The organism is Telluria sp. ZB4P34, from assembly GCF_059686055.1.
In genome coordinates, this window is the sequence record NZ_JCASIF010000003.1 from 196,598 (window position 1) to 218,908 (window position 22,311).

At 64.9% G+C, this 22,311-nt stretch carries 21 protein-coding genes; 8 read left to right on the forward strand and 13 right to left on the reverse strand.

Annotated elements, in window-relative coordinates:
• Window position 1: 1 nt before the first annotated feature.
• The 5 genes from AC56KL_RS07830 to AC56KL_RS07850 all read left to right on the forward strand — a co-directional run bounded on the left by AC56KL_RS07830 (window position 2) and on the right by AC56KL_RS07850 (window position 4,344).
• Window positions 2-682 carry a YoaK family protein gene (locus AC56KL_RS07830; protein ID WP_497179598.1) on the forward strand — a complete coding sequence of 227 codons (681 nt, stop codon included), beginning with the start codon at window positions 2-4 and terminating at the stop codon, window positions 680-682.
• Window positions 679-1,248: a TMEM175 family protein gene (locus tag AC56KL_RS07835; RefSeq protein WP_497179599.1), complete on the forward strand. Its 570-nt coding sequence runs from the start codon at window positions 679-681 to the stop codon at window positions 1,246-1,248. Before AC56KL_RS07830 ends, AC56KL_RS07835 begins: the two co-directional genes overlap by 4 nt.
• Before the next feature lie 237 nt (window positions 1,249-1,485).
• Window positions 1,486-1,908, forward strand: a complete 423-nt coding sequence (locus AC56KL_RS07840; RefSeq protein WP_497179600.1) for a post-PEP-CTERM-1 domain-containing protein — start codon at window positions 1,486-1,488, stop codon at window positions 1,906-1,908.
• Window positions 1,895-3,331, forward strand: coding sequence for a PA domain-containing protein (locus AC56KL_RS07845; protein WP_497179601.1), 1,437 nt, complete (start codon window positions 1,895-1,897; stop codon window positions 3,329-3,331). The genes AC56KL_RS07840 and AC56KL_RS07845 overlap by 14 nt, the downstream gene beginning before the upstream one ends.
• Window positions 3,332-3,411: 80 nt before the next feature.
• Window positions 3,412-4,344, forward strand: a complete 933-nt coding sequence (locus tag AC56KL_RS07850) for an IS3 family transposase (RefSeq protein WP_497179602.1) — start codon at window positions 3,412-3,414, stop codon at window positions 4,342-4,344.
• Window positions 4,345-4,412: 68 nt separating this feature from the next.
• On the opposite strand, the gene AC56KL_RS07855 is transcribed toward AC56KL_RS07850, so the two are convergent.
• The 7 genes from AC56KL_RS07855 to AC56KL_RS07885 all read right to left on the reverse strand — a co-directional run bounded on the left by AC56KL_RS07855 (window position 4,413) and on the right by AC56KL_RS07885 (window position 10,918).
• On the reverse strand, window positions 4,413-5,381 hold the full coding sequence (locus AC56KL_RS07855; protein WP_497179603.1) for an IS1595 family transposase: 969 nt from the start codon (window positions 5,379-5,381) through the stop codon (window positions 4,413-4,415).
• 94 nt (window positions 5,382-5,475) lie between these two features.
• Window positions 5,476-6,255 (reverse strand): hypothetical protein, encoded by a 780-nt coding sequence (locus AC56KL_RS07860; protein WP_497179604.1) that lies wholly within the window; start codon window positions 6,253-6,255, stop codon window positions 5,476-5,478.
• A 66-nt stretch (window positions 6,256-6,321) separates the two neighbouring features.
• The gene (locus AC56KL_RS07865; RefSeq protein WP_497179605.1) at window positions 6,322-7,056 is read right to left on the reverse strand and encodes a helix-turn-helix domain-containing protein; all 735 of its coding nucleotides are present in this window, start codon (window positions 7,054-7,056) and stop codon (window positions 6,322-6,324) included.
• Between the two features lie 297 nt (window positions 7,057-7,353).
• Complete coding sequence (locus AC56KL_RS07870; protein WP_497179606.1) at window positions 7,354-7,554, reverse strand: hypothetical protein; 201 nt, start codon at window positions 7,552-7,554, stop codon at window positions 7,354-7,356.
• A gap of 22 nt (window positions 7,555-7,576) precedes the next feature.
• Window positions 7,577-8,911 carry an ATP-dependent protease ATPase subunit HslU gene (gene hslU / locus AC56KL_RS07875; protein ID WP_497179807.1) on the reverse strand — a complete coding sequence of 445 codons (1,335 nt, stop codon included), beginning with the start codon at window positions 8,909-8,911 and terminating at the stop codon, window positions 7,577-7,579.
• A gap of 14 nt (window positions 8,912-8,925) precedes the next feature.
• Entirely contained in the window at window positions 8,926-9,462 is a 537-nt protein-coding gene (gene hslV, locus AC56KL_RS07880; protein WP_497179607.1) for an ATP-dependent protease subunit HslV, read from the reverse strand.
• 109 nt (window positions 9,463-9,571) lie between these two features.
• On the reverse strand, window positions 9,572-10,918 hold the full coding sequence (locus tag AC56KL_RS07885) for an STAS domain-containing protein (RefSeq protein ID WP_497179608.1): 1,347 nt from the start codon (window positions 10,916-10,918) through the stop codon (window positions 9,572-9,574).
• Window positions 10,919-11,159: 241 nt separating this feature from the next.
• Between AC56KL_RS07885 and AC56KL_RS07890 the strand changes: the two genes are divergently transcribed.
• From AC56KL_RS07890 to AC56KL_RS07900, 3 genes are all read left to right on the forward strand, one after another.
• Window positions 11,160-12,152, forward strand: a complete 993-nt coding sequence (locus AC56KL_RS07890; RefSeq protein ID WP_497179609.1) for a helix-turn-helix transcriptional regulator — start codon at window positions 11,160-11,162, stop codon at window positions 12,150-12,152.
• Between the two features lie 121 nt (window positions 12,153-12,273).
• Window positions 12,274-12,570 carry a hypothetical protein gene (locus AC56KL_RS07895; protein WP_497179610.1) on the forward strand — a complete coding sequence of 99 codons (297 nt, stop codon included), beginning with the start codon at window positions 12,274-12,276 and terminating at the stop codon, window positions 12,568-12,570.
• 47 nt (window positions 12,571-12,617) lie between these two features.
• A complete protein-coding gene (locus AC56KL_RS07900) occupies window positions 12,618-15,626 on the forward strand; it encodes a Calx-beta domain-containing protein (RefSeq protein ID WP_497179611.1) in 3,009 nt (1,002 codons plus the stop codon).
• A gap of 86 nt (window positions 15,627-15,712) precedes the next feature.
• Here the strand turns inward: AC56KL_RS07900 and dksA are convergent, their stop codons facing one another.
• The 6 genes from dksA to AC56KL_RS07930 all read right to left on the reverse strand — a co-directional run bounded on the left by dksA (window position 15,713) and on the right by AC56KL_RS07930 (window position 22,052).
• Complete coding sequence (gene dksA, locus AC56KL_RS07905) at window positions 15,713-16,165, reverse strand: RNA polymerase-binding protein DksA (RefSeq protein ID WP_497179612.1); 453 nt, start codon at window positions 16,163-16,165, stop codon at window positions 15,713-15,715.
• Between the two features lie 244 nt (window positions 16,166-16,409).
• Window positions 16,410-17,504 (reverse strand): CobW family GTP-binding protein, encoded by a 1,095-nt coding sequence (locus tag AC56KL_RS07910; RefSeq protein WP_497179613.1) that lies wholly within the window; start codon window positions 17,502-17,504, stop codon window positions 16,410-16,412.
• Window positions 17,505-17,746: 242 nt separating this feature from the next.
• The gene (gene xerC / locus AC56KL_RS07915; protein WP_497179614.1) at window positions 17,747-18,697 is read right to left on the reverse strand and encodes a tyrosine recombinase XerC; all 951 of its coding nucleotides are present in this window, start codon (window positions 18,695-18,697) and stop codon (window positions 17,747-17,749) included.
• Between the two features lie 4 nt (window positions 18,698-18,701).
• Window positions 18,702-19,367 carry a DUF484 family protein gene (locus AC56KL_RS07920; protein WP_497179615.1) on the reverse strand — a complete coding sequence of 222 codons (666 nt, stop codon included), beginning with the start codon at window positions 19,365-19,367 and terminating at the stop codon, window positions 18,702-18,704.
• A gap of 121 nt (window positions 19,368-19,488) precedes the next feature.
• The gene (locus AC56KL_RS07925) at window positions 19,489-20,769 is read right to left on the reverse strand and encodes a porin (protein WP_497179616.1); all 1,281 of its coding nucleotides are present in this window, start codon (window positions 20,767-20,769) and stop codon (window positions 19,489-19,491) included.
• A 230-nt stretch (window positions 20,770-20,999) separates the two neighbouring features.
• The gene (locus tag AC56KL_RS07930) at window positions 21,000-22,052 is read right to left on the reverse strand and encodes a porin (RefSeq protein WP_497179617.1); all 1,053 of its coding nucleotides are present in this window, start codon (window positions 22,050-22,052) and stop codon (window positions 21,000-21,002) included.
• Between the last annotated feature and the right edge of the window lie 259 nt (window positions 22,053-22,311).

Consider the following 22,311-nt stretch of genomic DNA (forward strand, 5'->3'; position numbering starts at 1 on the left):
CATGACGACCGCACGCTTCCAGCGCTTCCAGGGCATTGGCATGGGCTTCCTGGCCGGCTATGTCGACACCCTCGGCTTCATCGCCCTGTTCGGCCTGTTCACCGCCCACGTCACCGGCAACTTCGTGCTGATCGCGGTGTCGCTGGCCGACCCGGCGCAGACGCCCTCGCTCCTCAAGCTGCTGGCCTTCCCGGCCTTCATCCTTGGCGTGGCCGCGGCGCGGCTGCTGGTGGCCCGCTGCGAGCGGCGCGCAAGCTCCGCCGTCAAGCCGTCCTATGTGCTGCAACTGGTGCTGCTGCTGGGCTTCATGGCCTGCGGCATGCTGGCCGAGCCGCTTGGCGGCAACGCCGCTGCGCTGGCGATGGCCGCCGGTTTGCTGGGCGCCGCGGCCATGGGCGCGCACAGCGCGGCCAGCAAACTCCTGCTCACCCATCTGGCGCCGACCTCGATGATGACGGGGAACGTCACCCAGCTCGTGATCGACACCGTCGACCGCCTGCGCGGCGCCGCCGATGCGGCGACCAGGGCGCGCTGCGCCAAGTTCTTCTGGCCGGTGCTGGCATTCGCGCTCGGCTGCGCCGCCGCGGCGTTCGCCTACCTCGCCTTCGGCTTCGTGGCCCTGGCCGTGCCGGTGGCGATCCTGTGCCTGCACCTGGCGCTGCCGGAACCGGTAACGTCATGATCCGCACCATGGGCAAGAACCGCCTGGAGGCCTTCAGCGACGGCGTGATCGCGATCATCATCACGATCATGGTGCTGGAACTGGCGCCCCCGCACGGTACCTCCGCCGCCGACCTGGCGCAGGTGCTGCCGGGCTGGCTGCGCTATGCGCTGAGCTTTGTGTACGTCGGCATCTACTGGGTCAACCACCATGCGCTGCTCGAGCGCGTGGCGAAGGTCGACGGCGCCGCCCTGTGGGCCAACCTGCACCTGCTGTTCTGGATGTCGCTGATCCCCTACGTCACGGCCTGGGCCGGCGAACACCCGCTGGCGCCTGTGCCGGTCGCGCTGTACGGTGCGGTGCTGCTGCTGTGTTCGATCTCCTTCATGCTCTTGTCGTGGCGCCTGGATACGGAGGGGCATGCCAGCCGCGTGCATGCATGGGGCAGCCGCAAGAATCGCGTGTCGATCGTGCTGTATGCGCTGGCCATCGGGCTGTCGCTGGTCTACGCGCCGCTGGGCGCCGTGGTGCACGTGTTGCTGGCCCTGTTATGGGTGATGCCCGAAGCCTGTACGGTGCGTCGATAGCTGTTCAAACAACAGGTTTTCGCGGAAAAACAACGATGGGAGCCATAGCAGGAAGTATGCCGTTTGGGAGAGGAAGCCGAATAATATATGCATCTTTGTGTCAATAACGATTGAAAATTTTTAACAAAACTGAGCTGTAACATTGTTGTGGAATATATAGTTGTCTCACCCAGCCCAACAGGCGGGGAAAGAAAAGATGGACCGATCGAAGTACATTTTTCTGAGAGACAGCACAACATGCAAAAACGCGTATTCACACTGCGCAGCATCGTCGCCGTTGCGGCGCTGACGCTCGCCGGCTCGGCGCTCGCCGCCGGACAGGAAGGCCAGACCGTCGCCAAGGACCCGCGCACCGGCAAGATCCGCAACGCCACTGCCGCTGAAGCGAAACAGCTGAACGAACTGCGCGCCGCCGAGCGCGCCGCGCAGAAGGCCGCACGCGCAGCCTCCGGGGCTCCCGAAGCGGGCGTTGCACGCCTGCAGCAGAACGGCGTCGTCGCCGCTCACCTCGACGAAGAGTCGATGATGCACACCGTGGTACGCCGCACTGCGGACGGCAAGATCGAGCACGAATGCGTGCATGGCAAGCATGCCGCCGAATCCACCGTGTCCGCCCCCGTGTCCAAGCATGCCAAGGAGCATCAGAATGAAGTCGAATAAGCTTCCACGCCTGACCCTGGCGGCCGCTGGGCTGGCCCTCGCATGCAGCGCCATGGGCACCGCCCAGGCAGCCGCGCAGATCGTGATCAACAACCTGAACGCACCGGGCGTCGGCTTCAATGACCCGACCCCGGCCACGCCGGTCGGCGGCAATACGGGCACCACGCTGGGCCAGCAGCGCCTGATCGCGTTCACCCATGCGGCCAACATCTGGGGCAAGACCCTGACCAGCTCGGTGCCGATCGTCATCAATGCGCAGTTCGTTCCGCTGTCCTGCACCGCCAATAGCGCCGTGCTCGGCAGCGCCGGCGCCACCCAGGTATTCGCCAACTTCACCGGCGCGCCGAAGCGCGACACCTGGTACTCGTACGCGCTGGCCAACAAGCTGTTCGGCACCGAGATCTCGAGCGCCCCGGGTGGCCAGATCAATGCGCGTTTCAATTCCGAACTCGGCAAGGCGAACTGCCTGGCAGGCAGCGCGTTCTACCTGGGCCTGGATGCCAACGAAGGCAACAACATCGACTTCGTCGCCACCCTGCTGCACGAAATGGGACACGGCCTGGGCTTCCAGACCTTCACCAACGGCCAGACCGGGGCCATTTTCTCCAGATACCCATCGGTCTGGGACCACTACCTGCTCGACAACACGACCGGCAAGCTGTGGGTGGACATGAACAATGCCGAGCGCGCCGCATCCTCGCTCAAGCCGTCCGGCCTGTCCTGGACCGGCCCGCGCGTGACCGCGGCGGCGCCGTCGGTGCTCACCGCCACGGCGCAGCTGCGCGTGATCGGTGTCGGCGCCACGTCGCCGGCCGGTGACCTGTATGCCGTCGGCGAAGCCGACTTCGGCCCCAAGCTGGACAACTCGCCGCTGACCGGCCAGATTGCCCAGGTCGCCCTGCAGGCGGACAGCCCGGGTTCGGCCTGCACGCCGTTCAACGCGGCCAACGCCGAAGCGGTGCGCCGCAAGATCGCCCTGGTCAGCCGCGGCACCTGCGGTTTCGCGGTCAAGGTCAAGAACGCCCAGGACGCCGGCGCCATCGGCGTGATCGTGGCCGACAACGCACCGGGACCAGTGGCGGGCCTGGGCGGCGCCGACCCGTCCATCACGATTCCGGCCTTGCGCGTCACCCAGGCCGATGGCGCCCGGATCGCCGCCAGCCTCACCAAGCCGAACGGCGACGTGAACGGCACCGTGGCCAAGTTCGAGCGTTCCAAGACCCAGCTCTCGGGCGCCGATGCGGTGGGCCGCCTCACGATGTTCACGCCGAGTCCGTATCAGCCGGGCTCGTCGGTTTCGCACTACAACACCACCACCACCCGCAACCAGCTGATGGAACCGTCCATCAGTGCCGACCTGAGCCATTCGGTGACGGCGCCGGTCGACCTGACGATGGAACTGTTCAAGGACATCGGCTGGTAACCACCCGCCGGTCTTGACGAAAAACCGCCTGTTCGTGAACTGACCCCCAAAAGTTGGACACAACTTTTGGGGGTTTTTCTATGGCGAAGTACGACGAGCAGTTCAAGCTCGCGGTTGTTCAAGAGTATCTGTCGGACGGATCAGCTGGCTATCATGCAATGGCGAAGCGGCACGGGCTTTCGAGCCATGCCATGCTGGAGAGATGGGTCATGGCCTATCGCCTGCATGGGAGCGCAGGGCTTAGCAAGAAGTCCAGTACCTACAGCGCCGAGTTCAAACTGTCGGTACTGCGGCACATGTGGGAAAATCAAGCTTCAAGGATTCAGACTGCCGCCAGGTTCGACATTCGTCACCACGCAATGGTTGGCATCTGGGAGCGCGCATACCGGGATGGAGGCCTTGAGGCATTGATCCCACGCCCACGTGGACGACCCAAAACAGTGACAACGCCTGAACCCACATCAGCACCAGATAGTGCGCAGGACGATGACAAACTCAGTCGCGAGCAATTGCTGGCCGAGGTGAAGCAGTTGCGCATGTGGGTAACCGATGTGACCGAATTTCACGTGGCCGGAGAAAAGCTGTATCTCTCGCCAATGCTGGACCTGTACAACGGCGAGATCGTCGCTTTCGAAACCAGCAAACGTCCCGCATTCGCACTTGTAGACTCGATGCTCAAGAAAGCACTGGCCAAGCTCGGACCAAGTGACAGGCCATTAGTGCACTCCGACCAGGGCTGGCAATACAGGATGCCCGCCTACCAACGTCAGTTGCGTGAACGCCAGCTTGTGCAGAGCATGTCGCGAAAGGGTAACTGTTTCGACAACGCAGCCATGAAGAGTTTCTTCGCAGTCCTCAAGTCGGAGTTCTTCTACGTGAACCAGTTTTCCACCGTCGATGAGTTGCGCGATGGCTTGACTGACTACATTCGCTATTACAATCACGACCGCATCAAGCTCAAACTAAAAGGCCTGAGTCCCGTTCAGTATAGGACTCAGGCCTTGGCCGCTTAGCAAACTAACCGTCCAATTTTATGGGGTCAGTTCATTCGCACAGGCGGTTTTTTTTGGCGCTGTCAGCGTTATCTATTGATGACCCGCATCGCTACGCGCAGCAATTGCTCCACGGTACTCACCCGGTTGCCGTCTAGCGCGCGGCGCCAGCCCAGGTAGTTGGGCAGGTAGCACGACGCGACGCCGCGAAACCGGCTCAGCCATTGCCGGAAACGCTGGTGGTAGCTGTTCACGTTCTGCACGTGGATGGCGCCGGCAGCGCCCCGGCGCACTCGCACGCCGGCGCGCAAGTTGACGGCCTCGTGCGCGATGCCGTGCTTACGGGCGAAGCTGCGGTACGCCGCATGCGCGTCGCTTACCAGGAGCACTTGCCGATCCAGCCTGGGCAGTAGGTGACGCTCCAGTTGCGGCGCCGTCAGCGCGCCGCGGCCCGTTACAGCGTCGACGGTCTGTCCGCTACGGTCTCTTGCCACCAATATGCAGTCGAGCTCGCGTGAAATGCCTCGCCTGCCCGCCTTGCCGCCGCGTTTGCGCGCCGGCCGGTCCAGATTGCGCGAGCCCTTCTGTGATTCCAGCAAGAACATTTCATCGGCCTCGACGATACCGCTGAGTTGCCGCGGCAGGTCGTCCCTGGGGCGCTGCAGGAAACGGTGGCGCCAGCGAAAGGCGGTGTTGCGGTGCACCCCGACCTGGCGGGCGCTTGCCCGCACCGACTTCGATTCGAGCATGGCGCCCAGGTAATCCAGCCATTTGCCGCGCAGCCGCAGCCGTGCCAGCGGTGTGCCGCTCAGGTCGTTGAACGTGCGGCCGCAGGCGCGGCAGCGGTAACGCTGCAGGCCGTTGGCCTGGCCATACCGGTGGTATCGGTCACAGGCGCAACTTGGACAGCGGCGCGCTGTGGCGCCGATCTCGGTGATGAGCGAGACTACCTGGTCGAGCCCGGCGGCCGGTTGCAGGGCCGCGAGCGTCTTGAGGCGCTGGGGGACATTCAGCGCAGGGAGTTTGGCAAACCACTTCGTGAACTGAGGCGATCGCATGTTCGTTTCCAGTCTGTCGTGACCGGTGTTCGACAGCGATTTAGCTCAGCAGTTCCTCTCTCATCCATACATAAGGTTGACAGCGCCTTTTTCGTCAGTCGCGCGCCGTACGCCACACCTGCTGCTTGGGCGGTTCCTCGGGCGTGGGACAGTTGGTGAGCCTGATCTTGCCGTGCATCTCGATCATCTCGACGTTGGTGACGGGCGAGCGCTCCGTCACGCAATAGGTGCCGCGGCCGGTGATCACGCGCGTGCGGCGTGCGCCGTCTCCCGTGTTGTTCACCAGTTCCTCGACCTTGGGCGCTTCCCACAGGCGCGGCGCCGCCAGCGCCCGGGCCCGTTCCATGCTGCTGCGCATGCGGATCGCGCCGCTGTCGGGCGGCGCGACGATGAGCGGCCGTCCGGACTTGCGCAGCGTGCTGTCGATGCTGCCGGCGCTGCGCAGGGCGTTCTCCCGGATGGCCTTGGCGTCGGGCACGGCCGGAGCGGGGACAGGGGCTGGCTCACTCTCATCAAGTGGCGCGGATGGCGTGCTTGCCGGCGCCGTTGCGGCATCGGCGGAAGGAGCGCGTACCGGCGCGCCGGCCGCACCCTGCCGTGCCGGGCGCCCCGGGGCACTGCGCTCAGGTACAGGACGCGGGGGCGCCGGCGGAATCTCCGCCTTGACGGACGGCGGTGCTGTGCTGCGGGGCGCCGGCAGCGGCAGGTCGATCCACTGGATCGCGTCTTCCACGCCGTCCACTCGCGCCGGCGGCAGGGTGCGTGCCAGCTGCCAGCCAAGGATCAGGGCCGCATGCAGCAGGGCGGTGGCGAAGATGCCGGCCAGCCGGCGGTCCGGGGCTGGTGCAAAGGAGAGAGGGCGGTGGCTGAGCATGTTGCGCCCAGTATAACGATCGCCAAGGCTTATTCACTTAACAATAACTTAGCAGTTCCCGCCTGCTCAGGCGCGCCGCAGTGCCGTGAACGCCGCGAATTCCCAGGACCGGAAACCCAGCAGCAGCGTATAGCCCTCGCGCTCCTGGATCGGCAGGCGCCGGTCGTTGCGGTGCAGGCGCGCCAGTTCGCCGGCCAGCCCTTCGATCTTCTGCGCCAGTTCCTGCGCGCTGGCGCTGGACAGCCGCGCCGGCAGGCACATCAGCGCTTCGCCCGGCCGGTCGAAACCGCCCGCGAAATAATCTTCCACCACGTGCTCGCGGAAGAAGCGCTGCACCGGGCCGTCAGGCAGCCAGCGGAAGGCGTTCGAGACCCGCAGGCTGTAGCGGTTCAGGGGTTTCAGCTCGATCAGGCCGAGGCGGTCGAGTTCGGCCAGCAGCTTGATGCATTCCGGTTCCGTGAGGCGATAGGTCTCGGTCACCTGCTCCAGGCTCCAGTGCCCGAGGCAGCAGATCGCCATCAGGAGCAGACGCGGGTTGGCTACCAGCGAGGTTTCCTGCGGCAGGGTGAGGGCGTCGGCCTGGGGCCGGGCGTCGGCGGCGCGGCGCAACACGTCTTCGAGGGCGATGCCGGTCACCTGGCAGATCTGCGCCAGGCGCGACAGGGCCATGTCCTTCTGCCCGAACATGCGCTTGACGCTGGACTCGCTCACATTGATGCGGCCAGCCAGGTCCTTGTAGGTGATGCTGGCGCTGCGCAGTTCCGCGCGCAGCACGTCGAGTACCAGTTCCGGTGAACTCATTGCGCTCCTGTGTCGATGTGAAATGTCGACTGAATGTACCTGCGAACGCGGCGTTGAGCAATACGTAGGCTGGCGCGGCTATACCCGGCGACCTGCATGCCTGAGGCTTCCACGCCGCCGACGCGTCCAACCAGCGGGGGAGAAGCGTTACAGGCGGCAGCACCACGGTGTGAACGCGTGGGCGGCATCCACGGCATTGGTACGCATCGTGCAAGGTGGAGCCGCGCCACCCTACAAAAAAGGCGGACACGCTCGCGCGGTCCGCCAAGGGGGAATCCATTCAGGAGAAAGGAAGCGTCAGTCGTCTTCCGCGACCAGCTTGGCCTTCTTCAGCATGCGCTTGGCTTCCTGCCGTTCGCTCGAGAGCGGCTTGGCGTGGGCGCCGGCGCTCCTCGCCTTGGCCAGCGCCGCGATCGGATTGCGCGGCTTGCCGACGTTCTGGGACGGCTCCACCCGCAGCCGCATCTTCTGCCGCGTCGCCAATGCCTTGTTTGCCATCGCCCTTCCTCCTCGTTGCGAATTACAAGACGTACCTCGACAGGTCTTCGTTGACCGCCAGCGCGTCCAGCCGTCCGTTGACGTAAGCCGCGTCGATGGTCACGAGCTGCTCATTGCCGACGCCGGCCGTGAACGACACTTCCTCGAGCAGCTTTTCCATCACCGTGTACAGGCGGCGCGCGCCGATGTTCTCGGTGCGCTCGTTGACCGAGAAGGCGATCTCGGCCAGGCGGTGGATGCCCTCATCCGTGAAGTCCACCTTCACGCCTTCGGTCGCCAGCAGGGCTTCGTACTGCTTGGTCAGGCTGGCGTCGGTCGAGGTCAGGATGCTCTTGAAGTCCTCGATCGACAGCGATTCCAGTTCGACGCGGATCGGGAAGCGGCCCTGCAGCTCCGGGATCAGGTCGGACGGTTTCGACAGGTGGAAGGCGCCCGAGGCGATGAACAGGATGTGGTCGGTCTTGATCATGCCGTACTTGGTATTGACCGTCGTGCCCTCGACCAGCGGCAGCAGGTCGCGCTGCACGCCGGCGCGCGAGACGTCGGCGCCGCCATGTTCGGAGCGGGTGGCGATCTTGTCGATCTCGTCCAGGAACACGATGCCGTTCTGTTCGACGTTGGCGATCGCCTTCTGCTTCAGCTCGTCTTCGTTGACGAGCTTGGCGGCTTCCTCGTCGACCAGCAGCTTCATGGCCTCCTTGATCTTCATCTTGCGCGGCTTCTTGCGCGCGTTGCCGACGCCGGCGAACATCGACTTGATCTGCTCGGTCATTTCTTCCATGCCCGGCGGCGCCATGATTTCCATTTGCGGCGCCGCGTCGGCCACGTCGATCTCGATCTCGCGCTCGTCCAGCGAGCCTTCGCGCAAGCGCTTGCGGAAGGTCTGGCGGGTGGCGTCGCCTTCCTTGCCATCGGCGTTCGCGGCATTGAAACCGAAGTCGCGCGCCGGCGGCACCAGGATGTCGATGATGCGGTCTTCGGCCGCGTCCTCGGCGCGCTGGCGCACCTTCTTCTGCTCGCTGAAACGGGTCTGCTTGACGCCGATATCGATCAGGTCGCGGATGATGGTGTCGACGTCGCGGCCGACGTAGCCAACCTCGGTGAACTTGGTCGCCTCGATCTTGATGAAAGGCGCGTCGGCCAGCTTGGCCAGGCGGCGCGCAATCTCGGTCTTGCCGACGCCGGTCGGGCCGATCATGAGGATGTTCTTCGGCGTGATCTCGTGGCGCAGCGGTTCGGCGACCTGCTGGCGGCGCCAGCGGTTGCGCAGCGCGATCGCGACCGCGCGCTTGGCCTTGCCCTGGCCGACCACGTGCTTGTCCAGTTCCGAGACGATCTCGGGGGGCGTCATGTTCATGATGGGGGACTGGTTCATTCCAGGGTCTCGATGATGTGGTTCAGATTGGTATAGATGCACAGCTCGCCCGCGATGGTGAGCGACTTCTTGACGACTTCCGCAGGCGTCATGTCGGTGTTCTCGTACAGGGCCTTGGCCGCCGAGTGGGCATACACGCCGCCCGAGCCGATCGCGCCGAGGCCGTCTTCCGGTTCGAGCACGTCGCCGTTGCCGGTGATGATCAGGGTCGACTCCCGGTCGGCCACCAGCAGCATGGCTTCGAGCTTGCTCAGCATGCGGTCGGTGCGCCAGTCCTTGGCCAGTTCGACCGAGGCGCGCAGCAGGTTGCCCTGGTGCTTCTCGAGCTTGGCTTCGAAGCGGTCGAGCAGGGTAAAGGCATCGGCGGTCGCGCCGGCAAATCCGCACAGGACCTTGTCCTGGTAGAGCTTGCGCACCTTGCGCGCCGAGCCCTTCATGACGACGTTGCCCAGCGTGACCTGGCCATCGCCGCCCAGCGCAACCTGGTTGCCGCGCCTCACACTGACGATGGTGGTGCCGTGAAATTGTTCCATTTTTAGCCTCGTGGTTGTCTAGCAAGCCGCAGATGGGGTGGCCGCAATGAATTGCAAGACGAGCGCGGCTAAAAACTGTCGCAAAAGCAAAACTTGCCGAAACGCGAATTCAGTAGCGGTGTGGGTAAAGACGGATGGCGCCCTGGTCAGCGCTGTCCTGTCCATAGCCGAGCAGGCGCAGCAGAGCGGCAACCAGGTGGTTCAGCTCGCGCAGTTCGATCCGGCGTCCCTGTTCCGCATGCAGCCTCAGCCGGCCGTGCAGGGCGGTGGCGCAGGCATAGTCCATGCGCGCCAGGCGCGAGCAGTCCAGCACCAGCGGCGCGCCTTCCGCGGCATAGGCGTCGATGGCGTCCAGCAGCGCGGCGCAGTCGCCCAGCGCCAGCGCCGGCAGCAGGAAACGGTCGCCCGCACTCGGCGCCGGCGCTGCGGTGGTCACGTGCCGCGGCGTTTCGAAGGAGGGCGGCGAGACCTCGAAGGTGACGCAGTAGTCCATCGCCGACTCCTCGAAATCTTTCTCGCGCCTGGACAGCAGCAGGAGCTCGAGCAGCAGCAGCCAGGGCGCTTCGCCGGATGCACGCTCGCCCACCGCCAGCATTGGCCGCAGGGTCGCCAGCAGGGTGTCGGCGCCGGCCAGCACCAGTTCGCGTCCCTCCTTGCGCAGGGCCTGCAGCGCCTTGAGCAGCTGGGCGCAGCCCTCGGCATCGGCAGCCCGCACGGCGCCGAGGTCGACCCGCACCAGCGGCGCCTCGGCGGCCAGCAGGCGCTGCAGGCGCGGTGCGATACCGCCGTCCAGTACCGGTCCGAAGCTCTCGACGGCGGCAACGCCGGCCAGCACCGGCGTGTCCTGGGCCGGCGCCAGGGGTTGCCAGGCCGGGGGCGACGTCTCGAAGTGGCTGGCGTAGTCGATCGCGATGCTCTCGAAGCGCGCTTCCTGCCCGGTGGCCTGGTACAGGTCGAACAGCATCCACCATGGCAGGCGTTCGTGCTGGCCAAAGCCGGCCAGGCTGTCGCGCAGCAGGCCTTCGGCGGCTGCGGCCTGGCCGTTGGCGTACAGGATGGCGCTTTCCTCGACGGCCGGGGCGGTGGCCGGCACGGCGGCGGCGGCAGGCAGTTCGTCGGCAGGTGCATCGTGCGCCGGAACGCTTGCCGGCGCCGCGGCCGGGCGGCGGGGGCGGGCGCCCCAGGCCGGTTCGTCGTCGAAGATGGCGGCGCTCATCTCCAGCTCGATCTCGTCGATCTTGGCGGCGGTGGCGCGCGCGATGGCGCGCTGGCGCTCGCGCTCTTCGTGCAACTGCGCCTGCAGCTGCGCGCCGTCGAGGCGCGAGGGCTCGCCGGCACGCAGGCGCGTGTCCGGCGTGGCCAGCGTCGCAGGGCCATCGCCGCCCGGCGCATCGCTTTTTTTCTTCAGGAAGGAGAACAGCCCCATGGCCCCCAAGCTCGAATGGACTTTGGTCATGACGGTAGCACAGCCGGGATCGCGCGTGCTGCGCGCACGCCATCCCATGCTGTCGCCGGAACAGCGCCTAGTGTATCCCATAGGAAATAGTTTATGCATTCGGCGTAGCTGGCGTGCGCCGGCTCGGCTGCGGCATTCCATATGCATGAAGTATGGACAAAAGGTTGTTAAATGGTGACAACAAAATGTTTCGTCCCTATCATCCGCACTTGGTACATTTGCAACTCCCTCAGGGCCCGATATGGATACGTTTAACAAGCTGCTCATCGATCTCTACGACAGTGGACAGCATGCGGCGCCGCTGCCATTCATCGATTACGCGCTGAACGAGCTGAAGAAGGTGGTGGCCTTCGATTCATGCGCGCTTGCCGACCTGTCGGTGACGCCTGAGCGGCGGATGGAAATCCGGTCCCTATACCTGCAGTCGGTTCCGATCGAACGCTTCTACGACCGCATCCGCACGATCGGCGACGAGTCGCTCGGCAGGGACGGCAGCCTGATCAGTCAGGACGCCGTGCTGGCCCAGGCATTCCGCCAGCGGGGCAGCGGCATTGCCGCCGACGTCGCAGCAACCTACCCTAGTGAAATGCTGGCCTACTGCAGCAAGTACGACACCGCGCATTCGCTTGCCTTCGTCTCCGGCAAGACCTTCGGGCCGATGTTGCCGGCGCTGGGATTGTGGCGCGCGCACCGCCGGCACGCCTATACCCGCCAGCAGGTGCGCAACGCGACCGTGCTGATTCCCCACCTGCTGCAGGCGCGCGAGATCAACCGCCGCTTGCAGCAAGGCGTGCCGGTAAGCGCAAGGGCGCAGGCTGCCACCGCCCTGGCTAGCCGGGAGGGCCAGCTGTATTTCACCGATCCCGCCGTAGTGGCACTGCTGCAGCGCGAGTGGAAACAGTGGATGCCGCCATTCCTGCCGCGCCCCATGATCGAGGCGCTGAGGCATTCGGCCCAGCAGGTCTTCGTCGGCAAGGCGATCAGGGTGCAGGCGCAGGAACGGTCCGGCCTGCTGCACCTGGCCATCGACCTCCGGCACGAGGACAGCGGCGCTCTGACTGCGGCCGAGCACCGCACCGCGCTGCTGGCAGCTCAGGGCCTGCAATACAAAGAGATCGCGCGCGAGCTGGGCATTGCGCCTGCCACCGTGCGCAACCAGCTGCACGCGGCCTACCGCAAGCTCGGTGTCGCTAACAAGACCGCCCTTGCGGCGGCACTCGCTCCCCGTCCCTGAACCCGGCATAGGACATTCGTTCCATGGATGTCCTGCAGTGCCACAATTAGCATGTCGGCAACATATTCCGTTCGCGTTCCAGCGCGGGCGGCCTTGCCACGCCCTCACTACCGAGACCGACATGATCTTCAAGCACTCCCTGTCCCGCCTGTCCTTTGCTGCCCTCGCGGCTGCCCTCGTCGCCTGCGGCGCACGCGAGCCCAGCCAGAGCGAAATGTTCGATGCCCTGGCCGCCAACGGCATGACCCGCAACCTGTTCGGTAGCCTCGAGACCATGAATAAAGAGGCGAAGAAGGCCGGCTGCGAAAAGCAGGGCGAGCTCACCTTCAAGTGCGGCGTTACCGACAAGGAAGGCAAAGGCATGGTGATGAATTTCTCCTTCGTTCAGGTGGACGGCAAGTGGCAATTGACCAACTGATGGCCGCATACGGCCGCATGCACTGAATTCACACAACAAGGAAAAACATGACTGTTTATATCAGCACCAAGGATGTGGTCGTCGGCGAGCAGGACGGCTACATCGAATTCGTTGTCCAGCTCAGCGCGGCATCGGCTGAAGAAGTCACGGTCAGCTTCGACACCCGCATGGGCAGCGCCTTCGTCGGAAGCGGCTATGACGCCGAACAGCTCCTCGGCAAGCTCGTATTCGCCCCGGGCGTGACGACCAAAACCGTCCGCGTGGCCATCAACGACGATTCGGTCGCGGAGAAATCCGAATCCTTTACGTTGCACCTCTACAATCCAAGCAACGCAGTCATCGCGAATGCGGACGCCACGGCGATCATCTTCGACAACGATACCCGCGCCGACACCACCAACCCGGCAGTCTTGTCTGTACGCGACGTGGTGGTCGACGCTGGAGCCGCAATGGCCACCTTTACCGTGGCCCTGGACCGCGCGACGCGCGACACGTTCAGCGTGGACTGGACCACCGCATCCGGCAGCGCACTTGCCGGCGCCGACTTCGTCGCCGCCAACGGCACCCTGAACTTTGCCGCGGGCGAGACCGTAAAAACGGTGTCGGTCGCGCTGGCGGCCATCGGCGGTCCCGAGCAGGCCGAATTCTTCGACCTGGTACTGGGCGCCGTGCGCGGCAATGCAGCGACGGCAGTCGCCGTCGGCGACGGCAGCGGGCAGGCCACGATCGGCCGCAACGGCCAGACGCCGGTTGCCACTCCCTTGGTCAGCGTCAATCAAATGATCGTCGGTGAAAAAGACGGCTATGCCGATTTCGTCATCAGCCTCAGCGCGCCGGCGATGGAAGCGGTCACGGTGTACTTCGACGCCCGCAGCGCCAGCGCTTTGGTGGGCGACGGCGGCAGCGACGCCGTCGACGTCGGCGGCACCCTGGTGTTCGCGCCTGGCGTCACGACCCAGACCGTGCGCATGGCCATCAATGACGACACGGCAGTGGAAAAGCTCGAGTCTTTTTATATCCGCCTGACCGGCGCGCTGAATGCCGTGATCGCGCACCAGACCGGCATCGCTACTGTGATCGACAATGACACGCTTGCCGAGGCAGCACGTCCCGCCAGCCTGTCGGTGCGCGACGTCGTGGTGGACGCAGGGGCCGACATCGCCACCTTCTCGCTTGTACTGGACAGGGCCGTCGCCGGCAGCTTCAACGTGGCATGGTCTACCGCGGCTGGCAATGCCAGCGAAGACACTGACTTCCTCGCACGTTCCGGGACGCAGACCTTCGGTCCCGGTGAAACCGTCAAGACAATCTCGATTGCCTTGCCGCGCGGGACGGCGGCCGAGCAGGCTGAGATGTTCAAGCTGGTGTTGGGCACAGTGTCCGGAAATGCCGCCGGGTCGGTACAGGTCGTGGACGGCGTCGGGCAAGCCACGATTGGCGCCCATGGCCAGGCTTCCGTCGTCACGCCGGTGCTGCGCGTGAGCAATCCGTTTGCAGGCGAAAAAGATGGTTATGTCGAGTTCGTCGTCACGCTGAGCGAACCGGTACAGGAAAATGTCACGGTCCGCTTCGATCTCGCAAGCGGAAGTGCAAGGCTGGATTCGGACTACGTCGAAGGCGGCGGCACCCTGGTGTTCACGCCCGGCATGACCACGCAGATGGTGCGGGTGGCGCTCGTAGACGATGGCAGCGCCGAGAAAATCGAGACTTTCAGGATGCGCCTGTACGGTGCGGAAAACGCCACGATTGCCAATCCGAGTGGGATTGCCACCATTGTCGACAACGATATCCTGGGTGATACGGCGCAGCGTGCCGGCTTGTCGGTAAGCGACCTGGTGCTCGACGCCACGGCCGATACCGCAAGCTTCGCCGTCGTGCTGGACAAGGCGCTGGGCGAGCATGTCAACGTGGCCTGGAGCACCGCCGGCGGCGGGGCCAGTGCCGGCAGCGACTTCCTCGCCGACAGCGGAACCCTCAGCTTCGCCCCAGGCGAGACGGTGCGCAACATCACGATCGCCCTGCCGCGTGACGCGGCCGCCGAGACCGCCGAAAGCTTCAGCCTGGTGCTGGGAGCAGTGTCGGGCGCCGGCGCCGCCAAGGTCGTCGTGACGGACGGTGTCGGCCAGGCTGGCATCGGGGCCCATGGGCAGGCGGCCCTGGCCATGCCGGCGATCCGCGTCAGCAGCCCGACGGTCAGCGAGAAAGCCGGCTTCATGGAATTCGTGATCAGCCTCGATGCACCCGGCAAGAATCCCGTCACGGTCAGTTATGAGGCCCGTGACGGTAGTGCCCGGTTGGACGTCGACTACGTCGACGTCGGCGGCAGCCTGGTGTTCGCGCCTGGCGTGACCACCCAGACCGTGCGCGTGCCCATCCTAGACGACGGTGCGGTCGAAGGAACGGAAACCGTAAGCTTCAGGGTATACGGCGCGGTCAACGCCTCTGTGCCGGCCACGAACGCGGTCGGCACCATCATCGACAGCAGCACCATGGTGCGGGCAGCCAGCAGCGCCGGCATCGACACGGTCAAGTATGCGGGCGCCAAGGCCAACTACACCCTGGTGCGTTCCGGGGAAGGCTTCTTCGTGCTCGACAAGTCGGGGGCGAAGCCGGCCGACCTGCTGGCCGGCGTGGAGCGCGTCCAGTTCGCCGATGGCGCCGTCGCGCTCGACATCGACGGCATCGGCGGCCAGGCCTACCGCATCTACCAGGCCGCCTTCAACCGCACGCCGGACGCCGGCGGCCTGGGCTTCTGGATGAACGCGATGGACAAGGGCAGCTCGCTGGCCGACGTCGCGGCCGGCTTCATGAAGTCGGCCGAATTCATCGCCGCCTATGGCGCCAACCCGGGTAGCCGCGACCTGGTTAGCAAGATCTACGTCAACGTGCTGCATCGTCCGGCCGAGGCGGCCGGCCTGGACTACTGGTCGAAGGCGCTCGACAGCGGCGCCGTGAATGCCGCCGACGTGCTCAGCCTGATCAGCGAGAGCGCCGAGAACCAGGCCGCCTTGCTCGAGGTGATCGGCAACGGCTTCGCCTACACGCCCTACGGTTGATCCACCCTACGGCCGCCGGCAGGCGGTTCTAAAGCAAAAAGGCATGCACCTCGCGGTGCATGCCTTTTTGTCTGTGGGGTGAAGCCTCAGTCGCCGTACAGCTTCTGCTTCAGCTCGCGGCGCTGCTGGGCTTCCAGGGACAGGGTCGCGGTCGGGCGGGCGATGAGGCGCGGCACGCCGATCGGTTCGCCGGTTTCGTCGCAGTAGCCGTACTCGCCGTTGTCGATGGCCTGCAGCGATTGCTGGACCTTCTTGAGCAGCTTGCGTTCGCGGTCACGGGTGCGCAGTTCCAGCGCATGTTCTTCTTCGATCGTGGCGCGGTCGGCCGGGTCCGGCACCAGCACGGTTTCGCGCAGGTGTTCGGTGGTCTCGCCGGCATTCTTCAGCAGTTCCTTCTCGAGCTCCTGCAGGCGATGACGGAAAAACGCCAGTTGTGCCGGATTCATGTAGTCGTCGTCGCCCATCGCCCGAATTTCTTCTTCCGTCAGAAGGCGTTCTTCGAGCTGCGCGGCGGTATTCGGTTTCGTTGTTTTAGTCATGATGCCTTCGATACGACAGAGGTTTTCATTTTAGCAGCAAACTCGGCATTAACACCCTTGCAACAGGTGTGCGCGAGAGCCGCTGCCCGGACGGCGACCGCCGTCCTTCACTGCCTGTCCAGGCCCGACATGCCAGCTGGCGGGGTGGACGATGCCCGGATGCTTGGCGCCGCTGGCGCCCGGTCTGCCAACTGTCGGGGCAGGCCGTCGGCGGGCTAGGGCACGCCCGCAAAACTGATGTAGTTTATACCAAACACTGTTCGAGTCCGCGGATAAATACGTCTTTTGGTAAATTTTTACCAATAAAGACCATTTTGCTGCCACGGATTTCCGTCTCGCCCCACTTTGCGCCCAGGTCGCTGCCCATGATTTGATGCACGCCCTGGAACACGACCTTGCGGTCGGCCCCGGCCATCGACAGCACGCCCTTGTAGCGCAGCATTTGCGGACCGAAGACCTGCACCATGCTGCCCAGGAACTGGTCGAGGCGCTCCGGATCGAAAGCGCGCTCGCTCCGGAACACGAAGGCGGCGATGTCGTCGGTGTGGTGGCTGCGATGGTGATCGTGCCCGTGGTCGTGGTGATTGCAGGTTTCGCCATGGGCATGCTCGTGGCCGCAGTGGTCGCCATGCCCGTGATCGTGGTCGTGATCATGACCATGATCATGGTCGTGGCCTGCCTCGGTGCGCAGGAAGTCCGGGTCCAGCTCCAGCTTGTCGTTCAGGTTGAAGCCGCGCAGGTCGAGCACGTCCGCGATCGGCGCGCGGCCGAAGTCGCTCAGCGAGATCGGGGCGCGCGGGTTGATCCGGTGCAACCTGGCCTTGAGCGCCTCCACGGCGGCGCCATCGACCAGGTCCGTCTTGGACAGCAGGATCTTGTCGGCGAAGCCGACCTGGCGCTGGGCCTCCTCATGGCGGTCCAGCTGGTCCATGGCATGACGCGCGTCGACCACGGTGACCACGGCATCGAGCATGTAGTTAGCGCCCACTTCTTCGTCCACGAAGAAGGTTTGCGCCACCGGGCCCGGATTGGCCAGGCCGGTGGTCTCGATGACCACGCGATCGAAGGCGATTTCGCCGGCGGCGCGCTTCTGCGCCAGGTTGGTGAGCGCCACGATCAGGTCGCCGCGCACGGTGCAGCAGATGCAGCCGTTGTTCATCTCGACGATCTGCTCGCCGGTATCGCGCACCAGGATCTCGTTGTCGATGTTTTCCTGGCCGAATTCGTTTTCGATGACCGCGATGCGCAGGCCATGCTCCTCATGCAGGATGCGGTTGAGGAGGGTGGTTTTACCTGCGCCGAGGAAGCCGGTGAGGATCGTGCTTGGGATAGGTTCCATGTTCGCTTCGTTGTCGCGTGGGTCCGCGCCAAGGCGGGAGAATCGGGCGATTATGCCGGATTTTTTGCAACATCACCAAGGATCAACCGTGCAGCGTCTTGACAATGCTCAGGTCGCGTCGAACAGAGCCGCCATGGCTGCGTTGCATTCGTCTCGCCGTACTGGCGTACTGTCTTCGTGGTCCGCCACTGCGACAATGCGCCTTGCCCTGGCAGCTCTGTTGGACGCTCTTTTTTATGGTATTACTTCGCCTTCGCACGCGGATGCGCCTTGTCGTACACGGCGGCCAGGTGCTGGAAATCGAGCGCCGTGTAAATCTGGGTCGAGGTGATGCTGGCGTGCCCGAGCAGCTCCTGCACCGCGCGCAAGTCGCCTGACGACTGCAGCACGTGCGAGGCGAAGGAATGGCGCAAGACGTGCGGGTGGACGTGCACCGGCGTGCCTGCGCGCAGCGCATGCGCCTTCAGGCGGTTCTGCACGACGCGCGGCGTGATGCGCAGGCCGCGGGCCGACAGGAACAATGCGGCGCTGCCGTCGCGCGCGGCGGAACGCACGGCCAGCCAGGCCGAGAGCGCCGTGCGCGCCGGTCCGCCGACAGGCACGCGCCGCATGCGCCGGCCCTTGCCGGTGACGACCACCTCGCCGGCCTGCAGGTCGAGCCAGCCGAGCGAAGCGGAAGCAGGTTTGCCCAATGCGCCATTGCCGCCCTCGGTATAGACCATGTCGAGGCCGGCGAGTTCCGACACCCGCAGGCCACTCGAATACAGCAGTTCGAACATGGCGCGGTCGCACAGCTCGGCCGGTTCCGGGTGGCCGTGGGCGTGCGCCTCCATCAGCTGCACCGCGTCGTCGACCGACAGGGCCTTGGGCAGGGTCTTGGGGCGGCGCGGGGCGCGCACGCCCTCGGCCGGGTTGGCAGGCAAGGCCACCTGGCTGGAGAGCCAGTCGTAGAAGCCGCGCCAGCCGGACAGCTTGCGCGCGATCGAGCGCGCCGACTGGCCGCCGGCGTGCAGTTTCGCCGCGAAGCGGCGGATGTCGTGGTGGGTCAGCGCCGGCCAGTTGTCATGGCCGGCCAGTTGGGCAAGTTCCTGCAAGTCGCGGCGATAGGCCGCGACCGTGTGCGGCGACAGCTGGCGCTGGGTGGCCAGCTCGCCCAGGTAGCGTGCGGCCAGGTCCCGGGGCGCCGCGTCCATGGCTTCAGGCCCGCAGCGAGGCCAGCGCGGTGCTGGCGGTGGCGGCGATGTGGGCCAGGAAGTCGGTCGCCATGGTCGCGGTGAAGCGGTCGTCGTTCGGCGCGCCCAGCACCAGCAGGCCGAAGGCCTTGCCGTCCAGGCTCAGCGGCATCAGGACGGTCGAGCGCACCGCTGCCGGATCGTCGAGCCAGTGCACCGCCTCGAAGTCGTTGTTCAGGCCGCAGTAGGGCGCGCGCAGGCTCTCGGCGAACAGCCTGGCGTCGCTCGACACGCCGCTGGCGAACCAGGCATCGGCGAATTCCGGCGCCAGGTTCCACAGGCGCAGCGTCACCTGCGGCACCATGAATTCGGTGCGCAGCGCGTCGACCAGGTCGCGCGCGATCGCGGCGCCGCCCGCGGAGGCCAGCAGGGCCTGGTTCCAGGCGTGGAAGCGGTTGGCGATCGCGTGGTTTTCCTCGGCGCGGCGGGTCAGCTCGGCCAGCCGCAGTTCGAGGATGCGGTATTTGTCGCGCATCACCTCCATCTGGCGTTCCTGCAGCGACACGGCGCGCCCGGTCAGCGGGCTCGACAGCTTCACCTGGCCCAACAGGCCGGCGTGCTCCTCGAAGAATTGCGGATGGTCGATGAGGTATTGGGCGACGGCGTTGGCGTCGAACGGTTCGGTGGTCATGAAGTGTGCGGAGTGAAAAAGTTCGTCCGCCATTTTACCTGACGGCCAGATGTCGACGAGGTATAAAAAAAGACGCCCCGCAGGGCGTCTCTGTTGCTGCCTTCTTCTGGAAGGGCAGTGCTTAGAAGCGGTGACGGATGCCGACTTGCAGCGCGCGGCCGTCTTCGCCCGGACGCTTGGTGAAGCCGCCCGGATTGCCGGCGGTGCCCGGTGCGTACTGGCCGTCGTTCTGGTTGCGGATGATGGCGGCGACGGTGTACAGGTCGGTGCGCTTCGACAGGAAGTGGTCGTAGCCGATTGCGTACAGGTCGGCATCGCTGTTCGACGCCAGGCGGTCATCCTGGTGCGCGTACGACGCCATGATGCGGCCGCTGCCCAGCTTGAAGTGGGCGCCGGCTTGCCAGCTGCGTGCATCCTGCTGGGTGTTGCGGGTGATGTTGGTCACGAACACGTTGCGCAGGAAAGCCTGGTTTGCCGCCGGCACGCCTTGCTGGGCCAGCACCGGAGTCACGCCGGTGTCCCAGCCGCCGATGTAGTCGGCCAGCAGGGCCGAGTTCTGGTTGCGCTGGCTGTGGAAGCCGGCGAACAGTTTCCAGGTGTCGTTCAGGGTGTAGGAGCCGCCCACGGTCAGGGTGCGCAGGCTCGGACGGTTCTGCTGGTCGTAGCCGTGGTTGTAGCCCAGGCCCACGTCGTAGCCGTTGGCCTTGTAGGTGACGGCGGCAGCGCGGAACTTGTTGTAGCGGCCCAGGTAGCCCGAACCTTTCGGACCGTACATCAGCGATGCGCCGATGCCGTTCGGCAGGGCGATGCGGTACTGGATGGCTTCCTGCGAGCGAATGTCCGCGCCCAGTGCGGTGAAGCCGGCGGTGCCGCCGGTGATGTGGCCCCAGGTGCCGGCCGTGCCCGACTCGAAGGTGTCGGCCATGTTGAAGACTTCATAGCCCGGGGTGTACATGCGGCCGAGCAGGACGGCGCCCACCGGGGTGATCAGGCCGACCATCGCGGTGCGGTCGAACAGTGCGCGCTCCTGGTTGACGGCCGGGCCGCCCGGCGGCTGGATCAGGCTCTGCAGGCGTCCGCGGATTGCTGCCGGGATGGCGTCCATGCCCTTGAGCAGGTAGAGGCCGGGATTGTCGTTCATCAGGGTCGGCTGCTGGGTGCCGGTGTCGAGTTCGACGCGGGCTTCCAGGTTAAAGATGGCCTTGTAGCCATTGCCCAGATCTTCGGTGCCCTTGAAACCGATGCGCGAGCCGTCGGCGCCGCCGCTGAAGATCTTGGTCGGGCCGCCTTTCTGCCACATCACACCGGCGTCGGCGATGCCGTAGATTTGCACGCTGGTCTGCGCGAAGGCCGAGGTTGCGAAACAGGTGCCGAGCAGCGCGGCCAGGATACTTTTCTTCATTGCGTCTCCAAGTAATTTGCGAACGAGCGTTTTTTTACGCGACGTGCCAATATGCCATTGCTTCAGTGCCCTGTACAGATTCTGGACGCACGTTGGGCAGGCGCCTTGGCTGGCGTTGCTTAAAAACTACATTTATCGAATTGAAACGACAAGGGCGGGCATGGTTGCCCATGTCCGCCCCGGCGGCGAACGGCGGGCTAGACGCCCGCATGCTCAGCCGGAATACGGGTTTAGAACGAGTGATTCACGCCCACATCGTAGTGGTTGACCGTCGACGGGAGGGTGGTCAGGCCTTTCTTGCGCGATGCGTCCACGTACAGGTAGGTACGCTTCGACAGACTGTATTCATAGCCGAGTGACAGCTGCTTGACCTTCTGCAGGCCATCGGTGTCTTTCTGACCATAACCTGCCAGGAATTTGCCCGGGCCCATGGTGTAGTTGGCGCCCAGCACCCATGCCTTGGTATTGGCATTGGCGAAGCGGTTGTGTTCCTGGTCCTGCTTCGAGTACAGGCCCATCAGCTTCAGTTCCGGCGTGGCGGCAATGGACGCGCCGATCGACCAGACCTTCGACTCGATGGCGTTGCGCTCGTAGCCAGCCATGAAGGCTGCCGGGCCGTTGTTGTAGGTGCCGGTGATCGAGAACGGATTGGTCGATGCTTCCGCGCCCGCCGGGTATTGCGGAGCGGCTGCGGTGCCGCGGCCGATGACTGCCGGGCCGCTGCCGCCTTCCTTGGTGGCGACCGCTGCGTTCACCTGGAAGCCGCTGGTGACCGGCGAGTTGTACCAGACGCCGTTCGAGAAGCGGTTGTTCGAGTAGCCAGCCACGTCCAGCGGCTGTGCGTTGTAGCCGGCGACGGCCAGGTCGGTCCAGAAGCCGGCCGGGCTCGGCGATGCGTGGAAGGGCTCGAAGGCGCCCACGGTTTCGAAGTATGGGGTCAGGCCGCGGCCGATGCGCACCATGCCGAAGTCGCCCTGCAGGCCGACGCGGGTCTGGCCCTGGAAGATCGGACGCTGGGCGCCGTTGCCGCCGATTTCGGGAGTGCCGGTGTCCGGCTCGTAACGTGCTTCCAGCTGGAACAGGGCCTTGAGGCCGTTGCCCAGTTCTTCAGTCCCTTTGAAACCCAGGGTGTTCGAAGCGCGCTTGCCGATGTTGAGGCTCTGGCCGCTGCGCTTGACGATGCCGGCATCGATGGTGCCGTAGATCTGGACCGAGGTTTGTGCGTGCACGGTGCCGGCAGCGAGTGCGCCAAGCAGTGCGACGGACAGGAGGGAGTGCTTCATTATTCGTGTTCCTTTTGCTCTATGTAAATCTCAGTATCCCCGGCATTGAGGCTTCAGCTGAATGTCCGGATAACTGCACCTTCAATGCTTGACTCGTCAAGATTGTTGGTTTTGTCAATTATGACGGGCGCACTTGGTGGAAAGCCAATAAATCCAATCGTGCTGTTGTTTTTTTGAAACGCGTGTCAATCCCATGTAACAAATTTCTCCCGAATACGGACGGGTTCGCCTTAGCGACCGGTTTGCGCCGCCTCAAGAA